Source organism: Haloferax marinum, from assembly GCF_009674625.1.
GTDB lineage: Archaea > Halobacteriota > Halobacteria > Halobacteriales > Haloferacaceae > Haloferax > Haloferax marinum.
The window spans coordinates 2,148,003-2,165,584 of record NZ_WKJQ01000001.1; the positions used below are offsets into that span (position 1 = coordinate 2,148,003).

The 17,582-nt window shown below is 62.6% G+C and carries 14 protein-coding genes; 5 read left to right on the top strand and 9 right to left on the bottom strand.

What is annotated here, in order from left to right; all coding sequences use genetic code 11:
• The first annotated feature begins 21 nt into the window (after positions 1 to 21).
• On the top strand, positions 22 to 1,005 hold the full coding sequence (locus tag GJR99_RS10920; protein ID WP_191967112.1) for a DUF5787 family protein: 984 nt from the start codon (positions 22 to 24) through the stop codon (positions 1,003 to 1,005).
• Positions 1,006 to 1,016: 11 nt separating this feature from the next.
• Here the strand turns inward: GJR99_RS10920 and GJR99_RS10925 are convergent, their stop codons facing one another.
• From GJR99_RS10925 to GJR99_RS10935, 3 genes are all read right to left on the bottom strand, one after another.
• Positions 1,017 to 1,229: a hypothetical protein gene (locus GJR99_RS10925; protein ID WP_151112071.1), complete on the bottom strand. Its 213-nt coding sequence runs from the start codon at positions 1,227 to 1,229 to the stop codon at positions 1,017 to 1,019.
• Between the two features lie 107 nt (positions 1,230 to 1,336).
• Positions 1,337 to 2,161, bottom strand: coding sequence for an MBL fold metallo-hydrolase (locus tag GJR99_RS10930; RefSeq protein ID WP_151112073.1), 825 nt, complete (start codon positions 2,159 to 2,161; stop codon positions 1,337 to 1,339).
• Between the two features lie 149 nt (positions 2,162 to 2,310).
• Positions 2,311 to 3,723, bottom strand: a complete 1,413-nt coding sequence (locus GJR99_RS10935) for an ATP-binding protein (RefSeq protein WP_151112075.1) — start codon at positions 3,721 to 3,723, stop codon at positions 2,311 to 2,313.
• 716 nt (positions 3,724 to 4,439) lie between these two features.
• Here GJR99_RS10935 and nasA point away from each other — a divergent pair.
• On the top strand, positions 4,440 to 6,494 hold the full coding sequence (gene nasA / locus GJR99_RS10940; protein WP_151112077.1) for an assimilatory nitrate reductase NasA: 2,055 nt from the start codon (positions 4,440 to 4,442) through the stop codon (positions 6,492 to 6,494).
• Between the two features lie 87 nt (positions 6,495 to 6,581).
• Positions 6,582 to 7,715 (top strand): thiolase family protein, encoded by a 1,134-nt coding sequence (locus GJR99_RS10945; protein ID WP_151112079.1) that lies wholly within the window; start codon positions 6,582 to 6,584, stop codon positions 7,713 to 7,715.
• A gap of 54 nt (positions 7,716 to 7,769) precedes the next feature.
• Here the strand turns inward: GJR99_RS10945 and GJR99_RS10950 are convergent, their stop codons facing one another.
• Together GJR99_RS10950 and GJR99_RS10955 are read right to left on the bottom strand one after the other, a co-directional pair.
• Positions 7,770 to 8,423 carry a hypothetical protein gene (locus tag GJR99_RS10950; protein ID WP_151112081.1) on the bottom strand — a complete coding sequence of 218 codons (654 nt, stop codon included), beginning with the start codon at positions 8,421 to 8,423 and terminating at the stop codon, positions 7,770 to 7,772.
• A 41-nt stretch (positions 8,424 to 8,464) separates the two neighbouring features.
• The gene (locus GJR99_RS10955; RefSeq protein ID WP_151112083.1) at positions 8,465 to 10,159 is read right to left on the bottom strand and encodes an aldehyde ferredoxin oxidoreductase family protein; all 1,695 of its coding nucleotides are present in this window, start codon (positions 10,157 to 10,159) and stop codon (positions 8,465 to 8,467) included.
• Positions 10,160 to 10,324: 165 nt separating this feature from the next.
• Between GJR99_RS10955 and GJR99_RS17490 the strand changes: the two genes are divergently transcribed.
• Positions 10,325 to 10,495 (top strand): hypothetical protein, encoded by a 171-nt coding sequence (locus tag GJR99_RS17490; protein ID WP_191967113.1) that lies wholly within the window; start codon positions 10,325 to 10,327, stop codon positions 10,493 to 10,495.
• Positions 10,496 to 10,527: 32 nt separating this feature from the next.
• Here the strand turns inward: GJR99_RS17490 and GJR99_RS10960 are convergent, their stop codons facing one another.
• The 3 genes from GJR99_RS10960 to GJR99_RS10970 form a co-directional block, all read right to left on the bottom strand.
• Positions 10,528 to 12,435 (bottom strand): cation:proton antiporter domain-containing protein, encoded by a 1,908-nt coding sequence (locus GJR99_RS10960; protein ID WP_151112085.1) that lies wholly within the window; start codon positions 12,433 to 12,435, stop codon positions 10,528 to 10,530.
• Positions 12,436 to 12,564: 129 nt separating this feature from the next.
• Positions 12,565 to 14,565 (bottom strand): AMP-dependent synthetase/ligase, encoded by a 2,001-nt coding sequence (locus tag GJR99_RS10965; RefSeq protein ID WP_151112087.1) that lies wholly within the window; start codon positions 14,563 to 14,565, stop codon positions 12,565 to 12,567.
• Between the two features lie 120 nt (positions 14,566 to 14,685).
• Positions 14,686 to 15,591, bottom strand: a complete 906-nt coding sequence (locus GJR99_RS10970; protein ID WP_151112089.1) for an MBL fold metallo-hydrolase — start codon at positions 15,589 to 15,591, stop codon at positions 14,686 to 14,688.
• A gap of 112 nt (positions 15,592 to 15,703) precedes the next feature.
• Between GJR99_RS10970 and serS the strand changes: the two genes are divergently transcribed.
• Entirely contained in the window at positions 15,704 to 17,089 is a 1,386-nt protein-coding gene (serS, locus tag GJR99_RS10975; RefSeq protein ID WP_151112091.1) for a serine--tRNA ligase, read from the top strand.
• A gap of 142 nt (positions 17,090 to 17,231) precedes the next feature.
• On the opposite strand, the gene GJR99_RS10980 is transcribed toward serS, so the two are convergent.
• On the bottom strand, positions 17,232 to 17,579 hold the full coding sequence (locus GJR99_RS10980) for a nuclear transport factor 2 family protein (RefSeq protein ID WP_151112093.1): 348 nt from the start codon (positions 17,577 to 17,579) through the stop codon (positions 17,232 to 17,234).
• Between the last annotated feature and the right edge of the window lie 3 nt (positions 17,580 to 17,582).

Below are 17,582 nucleotides of genomic sequence, written 5' to 3' on the forward strand. Positions count from 1 at the left end.
CTCCATTACCGATGTCATCTCGTGCCCGCACCGGTGTCGTCGCCGTCGGAGTTCGCCTTCGAACTGGCACTCTGTGCCCACCTCGAAGAGGCGACAGACTGGCTTCCCGCCCGCCAACTCGGTGCCTCTGTCGCGTCGCCTGGGAGTCGAATCATCGACGTCTGTGCCGTCGCCCCCGGTTCCGAGTTCGACGAGCGAACCCGAATCACGCCCCGCGACATCCCCGCGACAGCAATCGAGAGCGACGTCGGCGTCGGCCGCGCCGTCTTCTGGCGCGACGCCTTCGACTGTCACCCTGCCCGCGCCCGCCGCGCGACTGACCGTGCCGTCGACGTCGGCTTCTTCGAGTCGGAGCGCCGCCGTGGCCGGGAGTACGTCCGCCGGGCGACCCGGTATCCCGACGCGTGGTTCTCCCGTCTCGTCGGTATCGAGAACAAACCGGACCTCGGCGACCCCGGTGACCTCCTGCGACAACTCCGCCTCGACGTGAGTCTCTCACTGTTCGACGAAGTCGTCCTCGCCACCGAGAGTTACGTCACCGGTGCACATCTCAATCGCATCCCCGAGCAAGTCGGTGTCTGGCGATTCGACCCCGAGACGGGCGACAGAGAAGTCGTCCGCGAGGCAACCTCACTCGCCGCCGACGCGACGGGTGTCGAACCCGTCGAATACGAGTCGCTCCACACCGACGTCGCCTTCGTCACGCCGGCCGAGAAACGAACTGCTCGCCTGCAACTCGCAGAGCGCGCCTACGGCAAGGGTTGGCGACGCTACGACCTGCCGGGGTGTGCACACGCGAGCGTCGATGCCGATGGCCGACCCGTCTGTTCACACTTCGAACGCGTGGTCGACCCCGGTTCCGAGTGCGGTCCCGATTGCGCTGCGTTCGACCCCGCAGACCCACCCGAACTCGCCCGTGGACGCCTCCGAGACGCTCGCACCGACTGGGTCGCGGACCCGAGTGGCGTCGCTCGAAGACAGTCGGGATTAGACCGATTCTCGTAGGTCGCTGGCGATTACTCTGTCTCGGCGCGTTGTTCCATGTAATCCCAGTAGGTGACGAGAAGCGCACCGAAGAGCGCGACGAGAGCGACGAAGAGGACGAGGCTGACGACATCTATCTGTCCCGTCTGGACGTAGGTCACGACGAGAGTTAGAACTCCGATGCCGATACCTGCGCCCAACAGCGTCCTGAAGGCGCTGTCTTCGACGACCGTTCGAAGGCTCACGACTCTCCTCCCGATGACTCCGCGAGCATCCAGAGCGAGATGTCCATAGCCGCGTCTCCTCACGCAGAGCGCAAAAAAGTATTGTCGCCCCCGACCGTCACGAAGCGCTATAGGTCGTACACTTCGCCATCGACCGCCAGCGGTTCTTCGAACGCCTCCTCGGGCGGGTAGTAGTGGGCGACGTGGACGAGACGGGTCACGTCGGCGTTCAGGTCTTCGCCGAGTGAAATCGCTCCCTCGCGGGTCATGTGCTTCGTGCCGAACGTCCGCGGAACCCCGTTTTCGTCGTGGTCGTGACCACCGGCAGGGTGGTACTCACACAGCGACGAGGGGACGAGTGCCTCCGCGAGGAGGATGTCTGGGTCGGCCAGGACCTCTCGCGACTCCTCGGGAATCGCGAAGGTCGAGTCACCCGAAATCGAGAGTTTCGCCCCCGTCTCAGGGTCTTCGATGGCGACGCCGTAGCACAGAAGCGGCGGGTGGACGACGGGGACGAACGTCACGTCGAATCCGCAGGTGCGGAACGGTTCGAGCGGCGTCTGGTCGTGGACTTCGATTCGGTCCAGATAGTCGAACTTCGAGCGAATCGTGCCGGCGACGCTCTCGTCTTTCATCGGGTCGACTTCGTTCGTCGCGTGGACGTCGAGGTGGTCGAGCAGGCGGTAGACGTTCCCCAACCCGTCGAGATGGTCGAAGTGAATGTGGGTGACGACGGCCGCGTCGGGAAGCGGCGTCTCCTGTGTGAGAAACTGGTGACGGAAGTCGGGACTGAAGTCCACGAGGAGCGACTCACCGGTTCGCTCGTTCTCGACGTGGACCGAAAAGCGCGTTCGCTCGATACCCCGCTCACGGGCCTCGTTGCAGGTGTCACAGTCGCACCCGACGGTCGGCGTGCCGGTCGTATCGCCGGTCCCGAGCAAGGTCACACGCATTATCTGAGAGATGAGAGATGGCGGGGCTTAAGGGTGGGTGGACCGCGATGGCGAGTTACGCGTTTTGTATAACCCAGTCGTCGGAGAGTGCAGCGGCTGGACGTGGACTACAGACTGCAAACTGCCCCGTCAGAAAACCGAGTGCGAGGTTACTGCGCCGCGCCGGCGTCTTTCTGCGTCTCGCCTTCGTCGGCGTGGTCGTGGTCGTGGTCGTGGTCGTCGTGACTGTGGTCGTGTCCATCGCCCGACCCGGCGACGAGTTCCGACGAATCCGACATCATGTCGAGATTCTTCAGGTTGTCGCGTTCTTCGAAGTCCGCGACGGCCTCCAGTAAGTCGTTCTGTGTGAGTTCCATGCGCTCTTCGGTGAGTGCTTCGAGCACGGCTTCACGCAGCACCATACGGAGGTCAGACCCGGTGAGCCCCTCGGTCACGTCGGCGATGGCGTCGGGGTCGAACTCGTCGATTTTCATCCGGTTCGTGATGACACGCAGGATGTCCGAGCGCATGCCACGGTCCGGTTTGGGGAAGTTGACGATTTCGTCGAAGCGCCGCCACGCCGCAGAGTCGAGTTGGTCGGGGTGGTTCGTCGCGCCGATGAGGATGACCTCGTCGCGAATCAGCGAGATGTCGTCGATGCTCTTGAGAAGCGTGTTGACGGCGCGCTTGAGCGCGGCGTGTTCGTCCGACCGGCGCGTTTTCGCCACTGAATCGAACTCGTCGATAAAGAGGATACACGGCGAGAGTCGCTTGGCGACTTCGAACGTCTTCTCGACGTTCTTGGCCGTCTCACCGAGATACTGACTCGTAATCATCGAGAGTTTCACCTCGACGAAGGGGAGGCCGAGTTCGTGTGCGAGCGCACGCGAAACGGTCGTCTTCCCCGTGCCCGGCGGGCCGACGAACAGAATCTTCCCGATTTCACGGAGGCCAATCTGCGCGAGATACTCGCGGTGCTCGATGGCCTTCATGAGTTTGTGAATCTCGCCTTCTTGGTCCGTGGTCAACACGAGGTCGTCGAGCGTCATCTCGATCTCCTCGGGTGCGCGGACCTGCACGAGGTCCAGCATCTCGGCGTCGTCTTCGTCGTCGAAGTACTCGTCGAGGAGGCTGTCTATCCACACGCGGTCGGCGTGGATGGGTCGCGTCTGTTCACGCGCATCTTCGTGTGTTACATCCACGTCGTCGCGGCCTTCGACGGCCTTCGCAATCGTCGGGTTCGTCACCAACATGTCGTAGTCGGCGCGTTTGACGAACCACTCCAGCGCCATCTCGGGTTGCGTCAAAGAGAGGCGGCCGGAGAACTCCTCACGTTGGGTAAACATGAGGTCCGAAATTGCGTCCCACGGATGTTCGACTCCTGTCGCCTTCCGCGCAATCGAATCGGTAACAACGAGCGGTCGCTCGATGCCGCCCGTCGACGAATCGTCTTCGTCGTCGGCGTCCGTCCAGAAGACGCGCCGATATCGCGGAGGAAGGTCGTTCTCGTCAAGCGTTCGGTCGTCGGTGTAAAGGTGGGCCGTCAGCAGAAACTCGACAACCTCGAGCGCCCGTTCACTCATCCGCGAAGAATTGCCCGGCAAGACGCATAAGAGCGTCGGACTGCTCGTCAGGGCGTGTCGAGCGTTACCAGAGAGCGTTGGGTTCCTGTCGAGATGCCGTATCTCCTCACTGCGTGCCCCGAGAAGAGAAAAAATCGGCGTCAGCTCGTACTGGCAGGGTGTGATTTCGGGCGAATCCGGGTCTATAACCCTTCGTCAGTGGCTCGGATTTCGTCCTCGAAGTTCCACCCGAGGTCTCTGTGTGTCTCGTCCTTTGAACCAGAGATATGGCCTTGAACACTTCGCACCGAGTCAGCCTTGTACTCGGAGCAGATGGGACACGAGTATCTCCCGACGTTCGCATTCACGTCCACGATGACTCCCTCGATTTTAGGGGGCTCGTCTGAACACATACACGATTACGGTGAGGTGGAGAGAACAAAAACCCCGTCACCGTTTCCTAGACGCTCTCTAGGCACTGATTTCCTAGATGGGTTCTAGACACTGTTTTCCTAGGTTGTCTCTAGATAGTATTTCCCTAGACGCTCTCTACACCTCGTTTTTCCATCTCTCTCGAATCGTATACTCTAAAAACCGAGCCTGCACACGAGGCAGCAGCGACTGCATGCCCCGATTACTGGGTTGTTCGAATCGTCTCTCCCCCAGTTCGGCCGTTACTCCCCGGTATTTTTACGACTGACTCCCTCAGAGTCACCGAAGAAGAGGTGTCGATACAGGTGAGAAAGCGAGTCTCGACGACGTGTATGCGGTGTGCGGTCGGGTGCGGCCTCGTCCAACTCCCCCACGACCACAGTCGTGGACTCGAAACAGTCCAGGGGGACCCCTCGAACCCCGTGACCCGCGGGGCCGCATGTCGGCGTGGCCTCCAGGAGACCGCCCATCCGCGTGGCGAGCGACTCACGAAACCACTCGTCAGAGACGATGGCGAACTCGTCGAGGCGTCGTGGGACGAAGCGGTGTCTGCTGTGAGCGATGCCATCCGAACCGCGATGGCGACGGACCCAGACGACGTGGCAGTACTGGGGAGCGGCCAGCAGACGAACGAAGCGGCCTACCTCCTCGGGAAATTCGCTCGCGCTGGCATCGGCACGCGACAGTACGACGCGAACACGACGCTCTGCATGGCGAGTGCGGTGTCGGCCTACTATCGAGCGTTCGGCAGCGACGCACCACCGCCGACCTACGACGACATCCCCGAGGCAGAAACGCACGTCGTCTGGGGGGCGAACCCTGCTGTCGCCCACCCCGTCTTGTTCCAGTGGATTCGCGAGTCTGCCGCCGACGGCCAACTGGTTGTCGTCGACCCCGTGGAGACGAAGACGGCCGAGTTCGCAGACCACCACGTCTCTGTCGCACCCGGCGGTGACCTCGAACTCGCACGCGCCGTCCTCGCGCACCTCGTCGACACCGACCGAATCGACGAGTCGTTCGTCGCGACCAACACGACCGGATTCGAGGACGTCGTCGATTCGCTCCCGTCGGTTGTCGACGCCGCAGACGCCGCCGGTGTCTCTCTCGAAGCGGTCGAGATGCTCGCCGCTGCGCTCGACGACCCGACACTCGTCTACTGGGGCATGGGCGTCAACCAGAGCGTCCGCGGCACTGCCACGGCGGGTGCACTCGTGAACCTCTGTCTCGCGTCGGGGAATCTCGGACCGGGGTCGGGGCCGTTCTCACTCACCGGACAGGCAAACTCGATGGGAACGCGCGTCTGTTCGTCGAAGGGCACGTGGCCGGGTCACCGACCGTTCGACCACCCCGGACATCGACGGGCGGTGGCAGACGCGTGGAACGTCCCCGTCTCTCACCTCCCGGACGACTCTGGTCCCGGCCCAGTCGGCCTCCTCGACTCGTCTCCCTCGGTCGTCTGGACGGTGGCGACGAACCCGGTCGCAGGGATGCCGAACGCCGACCGTGTTCGTGAACGTCTGGATGACGCCTTCCTCGTCGTGCAGGACGCGTTCCGCTCGGACACCGTCGAACTCGCGGACGTCGTCCTTCCCGCGGCGACGTGGGGGGAGACGGAGGGGACGACGATGAACATGGAACGCACGGTCTCTCGTGTTCGTGCGGCCACGGACCCACCGTCGGACGCCCGACGAGACGTGGATATCATCGCCAGCGTCGCCGCACGAGTCGCACCCCGTCTGCTTCCGGACTCACCCGTCGCCCCGTCGGCCGTGTTCGACGAGTTCGTCGCGCTCACCGCGGGAACCGCCGCGGACTGTTCCGGACTCTCGTACGCCCGTCTCGAAGACGAACACGCTGTTCGGTGGCCTGCACCGGACTCCGACATCTCCGCAGGCTACCGATATCACGACGCCGAGACCGACACGTGGTCGTTCCCGACACCATCCGGGGCGGCCCGATTCAGTACACTCGACGGTGACCAACTCCCCGAACCGACCGACGACGACTATCCGTTGACACTCACGACGGCCCGCGAGACCGACGAGTACAACACCGGTGTTCGCTCCCGAGACAGCGACTCTGCTGGCGACCTGGTCGCTCGCGTCGACCCCGAGACGTTCGAAACCTACCGCGACGCCGTCGAAGCAGGTTCCGAGGATGGACAGACGATACTCGACTCTCGCCGCTCTTCTGTCTCGGTTCGACTCGTCGTCGACGACGCTGTCCCGACGGGTCTCGTCTGGCTTCCGATTCACCACCCGGACACGAACACGGTGACCACCCCCGCAGTCGACCCAGAATCGAACGAACCGAACTTCAAGCAGTGTGCGGTTCGGTTCCGTCGCCCCGAGCGGTCGTAACTCGTCGCTCACTTCCGCTGAAAAAACTCTTCACGACGAGTTGTTGGTTCTAAACTATTTATGGTGTTCGAACTCTGATGTTGTGCCATGTCAGAGCCAGTCATTGCTGCTGCGTACCGGACCCCCTTCGGAAAGGCAGGCGGCGTCTTCGAAGACGTTCGAAGTGAGGACCTCTCTATCGCTCTCGTCGACCACATCCTCGCCGAACACGACGTCGAAGCGGACGACGTAGAGGACCTGATGTGGGGCGTCGCCCAGCAACGAACCGAACAGGACAACAACGTCGCGCGCGTCATCGCGCTCCTCTCTAACCTTGGCGAGGGCGTGCCCGCGACGTCCATCAACCGCTGGTGTGCGTCTTCCATGCAGGCGATTATCTCCGCGTCGGACGCCATCGCCGCCGGCAACCGCGAGTGTATCATCGCCGGTGGTGTCGAGAGCATGTCGCGCATCCCGATGGACGGCGACTCCTACCAGTACCTCCATCCCGAACTCAGCGAGCAGTACAACATCTTCCAACTCCAGATGGGGATGACCGCCGAGAAAGTCGCAGAGGAGTACGACGTCTCCCGCGAGGCACAGGACGAGTTCGCGGTCCGTAGTCACCGCCGTGCCGCCGACGCGACCGACTCCGGCCGCTTCGACGACGAAATCGTCCCCATCGAGACCGAAGACGGCGTCGTCACCGAAGACGAGGGTATCCGCCGAGACACCTCGGTGGAAGCGCTCTCCGGCCTCTCGCCCGCGTTCTCCGGCGATGGCTCGGTCACCGCAGGCAACTCCTCGCAGATTACCGACGGCGCGGCCGCCGTCCTCGTCACCTCCCGTGAGTTCGCCGACGAACACGGCCTCGACGTCCTCGCGTCCGTCGGCACGAACAGCGTCGCCGGCGTCGACCCGACCGTCATGGGTATCGGCCCGGTTCCGGCCACCCGCGACCTCCTCGAACGCGCCGGCAGCGACATCGAGGACTACGGCCTCGTGGAAATCAACGAAGCGTTCGCCAGTCAGTGTGAGTACTCCCGACGTGAACTCGGCATCGACGAGGACAAACTCAACGTCAACGGCGGCGCAATCGCCCTCGGTCACCCCCTCGGTGCTTCCGGTGCCCGCCTGCCCGTGACGCTCATCCACGAGATGGTCAAGCGCGACGTGGACCGTGGCCTCGCCTCGCTCTGTGTCGGATTCGGACAGGGGGCGGCAATCGAGTTCAGTCGGTAAACGAGGCTCTGCGGCCCCGCTACTTTCGTTTTCTACGACTGCTGAACTTCGTTTCTACGACTGCTGAAGCACGACGTGCCGGGCGTATATCGGCACGTCCAGTCGCGTCTCTCGGTCGCCAAACACGTACGTCGCAGTCACTGTCTTCGGTGTCGCCGCGACGAGTGCTTCGAACTCGACGCCCGTCTCGTGGACGAGGTTCCCGTCTCGGTCGTAGGCTTCGACCGACTCGACGACTGCCGCCGACTCTTCACCTTCCACCCGGCTCGAAACGCCACCGCTAATCGAACGCGACTCTGCAACGTCCAGTTCCGACCGGACGTGGTCGGCGGCGGCGCGTGCGGCCGCGAAGACACACCGTCTCTCGGCCCACTCGTCGAACGAAATCGTGTCGTAGACCGCTTCACGCTTGGGTTTCTCACCTGCCTCGACTTCCTCGTGGTTCGTGTGTCGCCACGCGGCGACGTACTGTATGGTGTCGTTTTCGGGGACGTACGTGATGTGGTCGCGGTCTTCGACCTCTCGTGCGGTGACGTCGGCGTCGCTCTGGCCGCGAACTGGTCCCTTGCCTTCCGGGAGGGACGGGGTGTCGTCCGAATCGCCGCTGGAGTCGGCAGCCTGGGCCGAGGTCGAACCGTCAGCCAAACACCCGCCGAGGACGGCAGGCAGTGCTGTCCCTGCGGCGGCGAGAACGTTGCGCCGATTCACGACCGAGAATTGTCACTTAGGCCGATAGCTGTTCTGGGTGTTTAGTCGTCCGCCGGTGCTTTCCCGCCCGTGCCATCGACTGCCGACTCGGGCACCACTCCATCGTTGTCCCATCCACGAATCTCGTAGTACTGCGAGAGCGCGTGCGGGAATCCGGGGAGGTCGAAGGGGAGCGTGTCGTCACTCCGGTCGAACCCACGCTGGTTGTTGAAGTGGCGTTCGAGGGTGACGATGCGCTCGCCGACTTCTTGGAGGTGGTCGTAGTCGGTGTCGAACAGGTGACCCAGCATCTCTTCGTCGATGAAGTCGCGCGAGAACTTACAGACGACGCCGCTGTCGAGGACGGCGTTGTGGTTCTCTTTTTCGACGAGGCGCTGTGGTTTGCCCTCGAACCCTTCCGGTTTCATCGCCTTCGACTTGTGTACGTAGGGGTACTCGATGGCGTAGAACGAGGAGTACATGTGGTCGGCCCCGCGGTTCGACGTGGCGAACGAGAGGCCCTGTCCGTGGAGGTGGCGGCCGTCGTGGGCCGGGAACTCCATCCCTTTGACCGTCCAGTCGTGGACGCCGAGTTCGTCGTGGACGCGGTGTGTTCCTTCTGCGAGGAGGTCACCGATTCCTTCGCGGTAGCCGATTTGTTCGACCAGTTCGTGGATGAGGTTCACGTTGCCGAACTCGTCTTCGGCCATCAGGTAGGCGGCGATGGTGTCGCCGGCAGAGATGGTGTCGATGCCGAGGCGGTCACAGAGTTCGTTCGACTTCATCACGGCGACGACGTCGTCGACGTCACAGTTCGACCCGAAGGCCATCGTCGTCTCGTACTCTGGCCCCTCTGTCTCGACGCCCGACTCTTCGTCGCGGGTCGGCAGTTTGCACGCGAAGGCACACTGTGAGCAGGTTCCTTTCTTGTACTTCTTCGACTCGACGGCGTCGCCGTTGATTCCCTCGATACCGTCGAACTGCCGTTCGGAGAAGTATCGCGTCGGGAGCGCTTCGACGGAGTTCGCGTAGTCAGCGCCGGCGTTCGTCCCCTGTCGCTTCATCGTGTGGTCCGAGGTGGCCGCCTCGCGGTGGACGTCCATCGTCTCACTCGGGAAGTCGATTTTTACGTCGGGGGCCGCGTCGCCCGCGAAGGTGACGACTTTGAGGTTCTTCGCACCCATGACTGCGCCGAGTCCACCACGCCCGAAGGCCCGTGATTCGGTCGTCATCACCGACGCGAATCGGACGAGGTTCTCTCCGCCAGGTCCGATACAGATGGTCTGTTCGGCGTCGACGCCCCACTCTGATTCGGCGTACTCGGTGACTTCTGGAACTTCCGCCTGGTCGAGTTCGGGGACTGCCTCGAACTCGACGCCGTCGGGACGGACGTGAACTGCGAGTAGTTCGTCCGAAGCGCCGGTGAACTCGATGGCGCTGTACCCTGTTCCGACGAGATGTCGCGAGAGGAACCCGCCGGCGTTCGACGAGATGATGCCGTTGGTCAGGGGTGACACGCCGGTCATGTTCACCCGGCCAGTGAAACTCATCCGGGACTGTTGCATCGGTCCCGCAGCGAGGACGAGTCGGTTCTCCGACCCGAGTGGGTCGGCGTCGAACGGGACGCGGTCGTGGACGAGTTTCGTCCCGACGCCGCGCCCGCCGATGTACGATTCGAGGACGTCGTCGATGTCGCTCGTGTCGGCCGTCTGTGCCCCGAGGTCGACCGAACACAGCGGACCCTCCGTGTGTCGCATGGTGGCCCTTTGACGACCAAGTGAATAATCGTTGGTGTCGAATTCCTCACGCTTCGCAGACATATCTCGTACGCTTCACATCACCTGCATCGTGTGGGTAATTATAATGAACGTCTATGTGGCATTCGTCACGTTCATACTGGAGAGGTGAAGACTAGTCTGACGATGAATCTCTCGACGACTGTACTGACGGGGGTGGTGACGGTGTTGGCGGCCGCCGGTGCCGTCTCGGTGGGATTCGTGCCGAGGCCGGACCTCGGTGCCCCTGTCTGGTACGCACTCGTCGCGTTCACGGTGGGATATTGGGCCGTCTTCGTGCGCTGGGCCCGAAGCTAACGGCCGAAGAAAACACCCTCGAAGACGCGGCGTTACTCGGGGTGGACGAACTTCTCTGCGGTCCGGACGTCCTCCCGCTTCCCGATGATAGTGATACGGTCGCCTTCCTGGAGTGTGAAGTCGGCTTCCGGCACGTTCGTCTCGCCTTTTCGAGAGACGAGTGCGATGAGACAACCGCTTGGGAGTTCTGGACCGACTTCGCGGATGGTTCGGCCGACGAGTTTCTCGGCGGTGACTTCGACTTCTTGGACGTCACCAGAGCGGCCGATTTCGCCCATCCAGTTGGACATCGAGGGCCGCTCGATGTAGTTGTCCAGCGCCTGTGCGGTCGCGATGGTGGACGCGATGGTTCGGACACCCAGTTCTTCGAACGCCTCTACGTTGTCTGGGTTGTTCGCCCGTGCGAGGACCCTCTCTGGGTCGAACTTCGAGTTGGCGAGTTGTGACACCAGCAGGTTCACGTCGTCGTCACCGGTGGCGGCGACGACGACCTTCGCGTTGTCAGCGCCGGCCGACCGGAGCACGTCCGTATCGGCGCCATCGCCGTGATGGACGGTGAACCCTTGGTTGCGGGCGGTTTGGACTACTTCTTGGTCCTGTTCGATGAGGACCACGTTCTCTCCACGGTCTGCGAGGCGTTCGGCGAGCGCGCGGCCCACCTTTCCGCCTCCGATAACGAGTACACGCATTGGAATGACGTCGAGGTATTCTGCTATTTGACGAGCGAGGCCTGCTTCGAAGAGGACTGTCGTGAGGATGACGAGGAAGACGGTTCCGACCAGAATCGAGGCGCTCTCGTTGAGGACGGCGGCCTGTTGGGTCATCCCTTCGGCGGCGAGTCGCGTTGCCTCTTCCCGGAACGCGATGGCGAACAACGTCGCAACCGACGCGGGGATGATCCCGCGTGGGCCGACGAAGCTCATGAAGAACTTCTCGCCTCTGGTAAAGCGGTCACCCGCCGTCGAGACGAAGACGAGAAGCGGGCGAATGACGAGGGCGACGGCCAGGACGACGGCGATGCCGCCCAATCCGAGCGAGAGGAGACTCTCGAACTCCAGTAACGCCGCGAGGGCGATGAAGACGAACGAGAGGACGAGCAGCGTGATGTCGCCTTTGAACGCCGAAATCTCCTCTTCGTACGGGACGTCCGCGTTCCCGAGGAGGATACCCGCAGTTGCGACGGCGGCGATGCCTGCCTCGGTGGCGACGAAGTCCGCCGCTGCGTACGAGACGAGCGCCCCTGCGAGGACGAGCAACCGGGCGTTCTGCGGAGCGTTTCCGGGTGAGAGGTCCACGTACTGGAGCGCGTAGTACAGTGTCCCGGCGACGATTGCCCCGACGACGACGCCGACACCGAGTCGCTCGGCGAACAACGTTACGAGTGCGTTGGGACTGCTGACGCCTTCGATGATGGCCTCGAAGATGACGACGGCGACGATGGCGGCCGTCACGTCGTTGACGATACCTTCGGTGTCGAGTGCGGTCCCGACGCGGTCACGCACCGGGACGACTTCGAGGATGGGTGCGATGACCGTCGGTCCGGTCGCGACCAACAGTGCCCCGACGAGGAACGAGACGGCCCACGGCGCACCGAGTGCGTAGTGGACGACGAGTCCCGTCCCGACGAAGGCGATGACGGCACCAACTGTTACGAGCCTAAACGTCGCTGCCGGAGCCTCTCGGAGCTTGTCGATTCGGAGGTGGAACGCACCTTCGAAGACGATGATTGCCACCGAGAGCCCGACAATTGCCTGCAGCGCGTTTCCGAACGAGTCGGGTGAGATGATGCCGAGCACCTCGGGGCCGAGCAAGATGCCCGACGCGATGAGGAACACGACACTTGGGACCCGAAACCGGTCGGAAAGCACCTGCGAGATGACGCCGATGCCGATGATTGCGGCGACGAGCGGGATGAGATTCGCTCCTCCTGCTGCGGCCACTTATATCGCCTCCATTGATTCGGTTCATGTGGCGACGGAAGATAAAACCATACATCTCGGGCGGATTTTCCGCCGGATTGTAGAAACGTTCGTGTAAAACACCGCTGAAAAAGTTTAATCTGTCAGATTCTACTGCGTCGCGGCCTGTCCACCGCTTCGTTCTTCAGTCCGGTGGTCTGACTCGTCGTAGATGAGTTTCACTTCGTCGGCGTAGCGGTCGAGGATGTTGCGGCGTTTCTTCTTCATCGTCGGCGTCATCAGGTCGTTGTCTTCGGAGAACTCCTCGGGGACGACACGGAACTGCTTGATCTGTTCGTACGTCTCGAAGTTCTCGTTGGCTTCGTCTACTTCCTGTTGGATGCGTTCGACGACTCGGTCGTCACGACAGATGGCTTTCGGGTCGTCCGGAAGGTCGATTCCTTCGGCGGCGGCCCACTTCTGGATTCCCTCGAAACTCGGGACGATGAGCGCGGAGACGAAGCGGTGACCGTCTCCCAGCACCATACACTGCTCGACGACAGACGACGAGGCGTAGGCGTCTTCGATGGGTCCAGGTGCGACGTTCTTGCCCGTCGAGAGGACGAGAATCTGCTTGGCGCGTTCGCGGAAGGTGACGTAGCCGTCCGGTCGGTGTTCGACGATGTCGCCGGTGCGGAACCAGCGGTTTCCGTCGTCGTCTTCGACGAAGGCCGCTTCGGTCTCCTCGGGGCGGTTCCAGTATCCGCTCGTGACGTTCGGGCCGCGGACGAGGAGTTCGCCGACCTCACCGCCCGCGTCGCCGAGTTTGTCACCGACGACGCTCTTGTCGAGTGTTATCTCGACGTCCTGGAGTGGGTAGCCAATCGTGCCGATTTTCGGCTCCTCGGGCGGGTTGACCGTGATGACGGGTGACGTTTCGGTGAGACCGTACCCTTCGTAGATTGGGAGGCCCATCGCGTGGTAGAGCGCACAGAGTTCCGCCGAGAGACTGCCGCCACCACTGATGAAGAAGTCGAGGTTGCCACCGATTGCGTCGCGGACCTGCTGGAAGACGAGTCGGTCTGCGATACGGTGTTTCAGTGTGAGTCCGACGCCCGGCGACTCCGTCGTGTGGTACGTCTGGCCGACGTCGACGGCCCACTCGAAGATGCGCTGCTTGACGGGTGACTCGCTCGCTTGCGTCCGAATCGCGTCGTAGAGTTTCTCGTACACTCGGGGGACGCTCGTCGCACTCGTCGGTCGAACGAGTTGGAAGTCCTCCCGAAGCGTGTCGGGACTCTCGGCGTAGGCGACCGAGCCACCTGCCGCGAACACCAGGAAATGCCCCGCCATTCGCTCGAAGACGTGTGCGAGTGGAAGGAACGAGAGTCCGACCGTGTTGGTGCCGAAGACCGGAAGGTCACCCTTGTCGGGGCGAGGGCCGAAGCGGCGATACGCCTCGTTGACGTTCGACCGGAAGTTCCAGTGCGTGAGTTGGACGCCCTTCGGTTGGCCCGTCGTCCCGGACGTGTAGATGAGGCTCGCGAGGTCTTCTGGGTCGCGTTCGTCTAGCCACGACTCGTACGCTTCCTCGTCGTAGACTGCTTCGCCGCGTCGGTACAGTTCACCGAGCGTCAGGATGTCGTCGCGGTCGTCGTAGCCGTCGTACTCGTCGAAGACGGCGATGAACTCCAAGTCGAGGTCGTCTTCGACCGCGACCACGCGGTCCAACAGTTCTTGGTTTTCGACCACGACGGCGTTCGCATCGGGGTCCGAAAGCAGGTACTCGACCTGACTCTCCGACGACGAGGTGTAGACCGTGGTGACGACACAGCCGGCACCGAGGACGGCGAAGTCGGTCTGTGCCCACTCCATGCGCGTGTGCGCGAAGATGCCGACACGGTCGTCTGCCTCGAGACCGAGGTCACGGAAGCCTGCAGCGAGTTTCCTGACGACGTCCTGCATCGCCTCGTAGGTGAGGTCAGCGTAGTCGTGGTCGGGGGCCGCTGGGATGACTCCCTCCTCGACGAGCGACCGCTCGTAGATACCGCCTTTGTAGCGTTGTGCAGTTCGCGAGGCGTTGCGCTCCGCGCTCTCTTCGAACATCTGAGGAAGAGTCGTCCGTCCGATGGCCGGGTCATCGTACGCCGCCTCTGCGTCCTGCCAATCCATATCCTGTTAGTTTTGATTCAACATTTAAAACTATGTACGTTCGGTTGGTTGAAAACCCACAGTATCGGATACCAGGGCTGAGACGGCGGTTCTTCCCCACTGTCGGTACTGTCTCCGCAGTTATTGGTCGCCGACGTAGTCGAGATAGCCGAGGACGCCGCGAGTGTTCAGCCGTTCTTCGTCGTGGGCTTTTCGCACGCCCCACACGTCGACCATCTGCGTGTGTTCGACGAAGTGTTGGATGACCGCCTCGTCGTCGCCGAGTTCCTCACGCTTCTGACGGATGGCTTCGACCCACTCGACGAGGACGCGTTTGTACTCCTCTGCGAACTCCTCGGAGTAAGCGTGTGGCCCGAAGTGGCCGAAACAGAGCGTCTCGGGGTCGATGTCTTCGACGGTCCGCACGTCGTCGAGCGCCTTCTCCAGATGGAACTGCGCGGGCGGCGAGGTCTGACGAAGCGTCTCGGTCTTCGGTTCCCAGATACCCATCGCGTCGCCGACGAAGAGAACGTCGTCGCCGTCGTCGTGGAACATCACCTGGTGGGGCGCGTGTCCGGGTGCGTGATAGACGCTCAGCGTCCGGTCGCCGAGGTCGATTTCGTCGCCGCCGGTGAGCGGTTCGACTCGGTCTTCGTCGATCGGGAGCGGTTCGTCGTAGAACCGCCACTGGTCTTCGACGGCGGCTTTCGTCCCTTCGACGAGGCGTGTCGGGTCGACGAGGTGGGGCGCCCCGATTTCGTGCGTCATCACGGTCGCGTCGGGGTAGCGCTCTGCGAGATAGCCTGCACCGCCGGCGTGGTCGAGGTGGACGTGCGTCGGCAGGATGTACTCGATGTCGTCGACGCCGACCTCGTCGAGCAGTCCGAAGACGTGTTCACGGTCGGCGGCGATGCCCGTGTCGACGAGTGCGGGTCGTTCGGCGTCGATGAGGAAGACCGACCCGTACTGTTCGACTTCGTACATCCCCGTATCCACGTAATAGACGTCCGTGCTGTTCGGCACGGGTTCGACATCGCCAATTGCCATAGTTGACGGCCGTCGTCGGGGAGTAAAAGCATTCGGTCGGTGGTAACGCGTCTCTCGAATACTACCTGGCGATGCGATACGATTTTGCCACAGGCGACGGAACCACGGACTAATGATCGACAGGCAACTGCTCCGCGACGAACCGGAGCGAGTCCGTGACGCACTCTCGGCCCGTGGCATGGAGGACGTAGACCTCGACCACATCCTCGACGTGTACGACGAGTGGCGCTCGCTGAAGGCCGAAGGCGACAACCTTCGACACGAACGAAACGAAGTCAGCCAGAAGATTGGCCAGTTGAAACAGGACGGCAAAGACGACGAAGCGCAGGCCGCTATCGACCGCTCGGGCGAACTCAAAGAGGAACTGCAGGAGCTCGAAGCGCGGAGCGCCGACCTCGAATCGGAACTCGACCAGGCGCTCCTCGAACTCCCGAACATCCCCGACGAGTCGGTCCCGATTGGAACCGACGAATCGGACAACGAGGAAGTGCGTCGCGTCGGATTCGACGACCTGCGTGACCTCCCGGACGAGGTGACGCCGCACTACAAACTCGGCGACAACCTCGACATCATCGACGAGGCGCGCGCGGCGAAGACGACGGGGTCGGGCTTCTACTTCCTCAAGGGCGAGGGCGCGATGCTCGAACACGCGCTCATCCAGTTCATGCTCGACGTCCACCGCGAACAGGAGTACGTGGACCTGTTCCCACCGATTCCGGTCAAGACCACGTCGATGGAGGGAACCGGCCAACTGCCGAAGTTCGCCGAAGACGCCTACCGAATCGGCGGGTCGGAGACCGAGAACTACGAGGAAGACGACCTGTGGCTCTGTCCCACCGCAGAGGTGCCGGTCACGAACATGTACCGCGACGAAATCCTCCTGAAAGACGACCTCCCGCTGAAGCACCAGGCGTACACGCCGAACTTCCGCCAGGAGGCAGGCGAACACGGGACCGAGACCCGCGGCATCGTCCGCGTCCACCAGTTCAACAAGGTCGAACTCGTCAACTTCGTCGAACCCGACGAGTCGTACGACCGACTCGAAGCCCTCGTCGACGAGGCGGCCGAAGTGCTCGACCGACTCGGACTGCCGTACCGCGTCCTCTCGCTCTGTACGGGTGACCTCACCTTCGCGTCGGCCAAGACGTACGACCTCGAAGTGTGGGCACCCGGCACTGAATCGGACGACGCGCCCGAAGGAATGGGTGGCCGATGGCTCGAAGTCTCGTCGGCGTCGAACTTCGAAGACTTCCAGGCCCGCCGTGCAGGACTGCGCTACCGCCCCGAGCGTCACGAATCGGCCGAGTACCTCCACACACTCAACGCGTCGGGAACCGCCGTGGGCCGTGTGATGGTCGCGCTCCTCGAATACTACCAGAACGAAGACGGAACCGTGGACGTCCCGGAACCCCTCCAGCCATACATGGGTGGCCGCGAGGTCATCGAAGGTCACGAACCAGTCGGTGAGGCGGCCGTCGGCGCTGGCAAGAAAGACTGAACGCTCGGTCTCTCGTTTCTCACGCCCCCGCTGTTTCTCACGTTACGGTCGTCGAACGCGCCGAACTTCGCCCGCGACGATTCTCAACTGACGGAGCGTCCGCAGGAGGTCGGCCGACTGCTCCGCTCCCGACTCGGCCATCTCAGTTCTCCGATTTGACGAACGTCTTCAGCTCCGAAATCTGCCCGTCACGGGTTCGAAAACGGTCCAGAAAGACGAAGAGTTCGTTCCCAGTGCTGTCTTCGAGGTGGCCGCGGACGACGATTTCGTCGTCGGACTTCGACTGGATGTAGCGGTCGATGACGTGTATCGTGTCTTTCTGCGGCCGGTCGTCGCGCATGAACGAGACGAACGCCTCGCGCCCGTCGAGAGTCATATCTCCGCGTCTCTGGACGAAATCCGGGTCGAGGATGTCCCGAAGCGACTCGTATCCGTGTTCGTCTATCGCCGTGTAGTACTGCCGTGCGAGATACGTGGCGTCGGGATGCACAGC

Bases quoted from the DNA above. Each gene is read 5' to 3' on its own strand.
- GJR99_RS10945 (WP_151112079.1), top strand. From the start codon at position 6,582: ATGTCAGAGCCAGTCATTGCTGCTGCGTACCGGACCCCCTTCGGAAAG.
- GJR99_RS10965 (WP_151112087.1), bottom strand. From the start codon at position 14,565: ATGGATTGGCAGGACGCAGAGGCGGCGTACGATGACCCGGCCATCGGA.
- GJR99_RS10955 (WP_151112083.1), bottom strand. From the start codon at position 10,159: ATGCGACACACGGAGGGTCCGCTGTGTTCGGTCGACCTCGGGGCACAG.
- GJR99_RS10935 (WP_151112075.1), bottom strand. From the start codon at position 3,723: ATGAGTGAACGGGCGCTCGAGGTTGTCGAGTTTCTGCTGACGGCCCAC.
- GJR99_RS10970 (WP_151112089.1), bottom strand. From the start codon at position 15,591: ATGGCAATTGGCGATGTCGAACCCGTGCCGAACAGCACGGACGTCTAT.
- GJR99_RS10930 (WP_151112073.1), bottom strand. From the start codon at position 2,161: ATGCGTGTGACCTTGCTCGGGACCGGCGATACGACCGGCACGCCGACC.
- serS (WP_151112091.1), top strand. From the start codon at position 15,704: ATGATCGACAGGCAACTGCTCCGCGACGAACCGGAGCGAGTCCGTGAC.
- GJR99_RS17490 (WP_191967113.1), top strand. From the start codon at position 10,325: ATGAATCTCTCGACGACTGTACTGACGGGGGTGGTGACGGTGTTGGCG.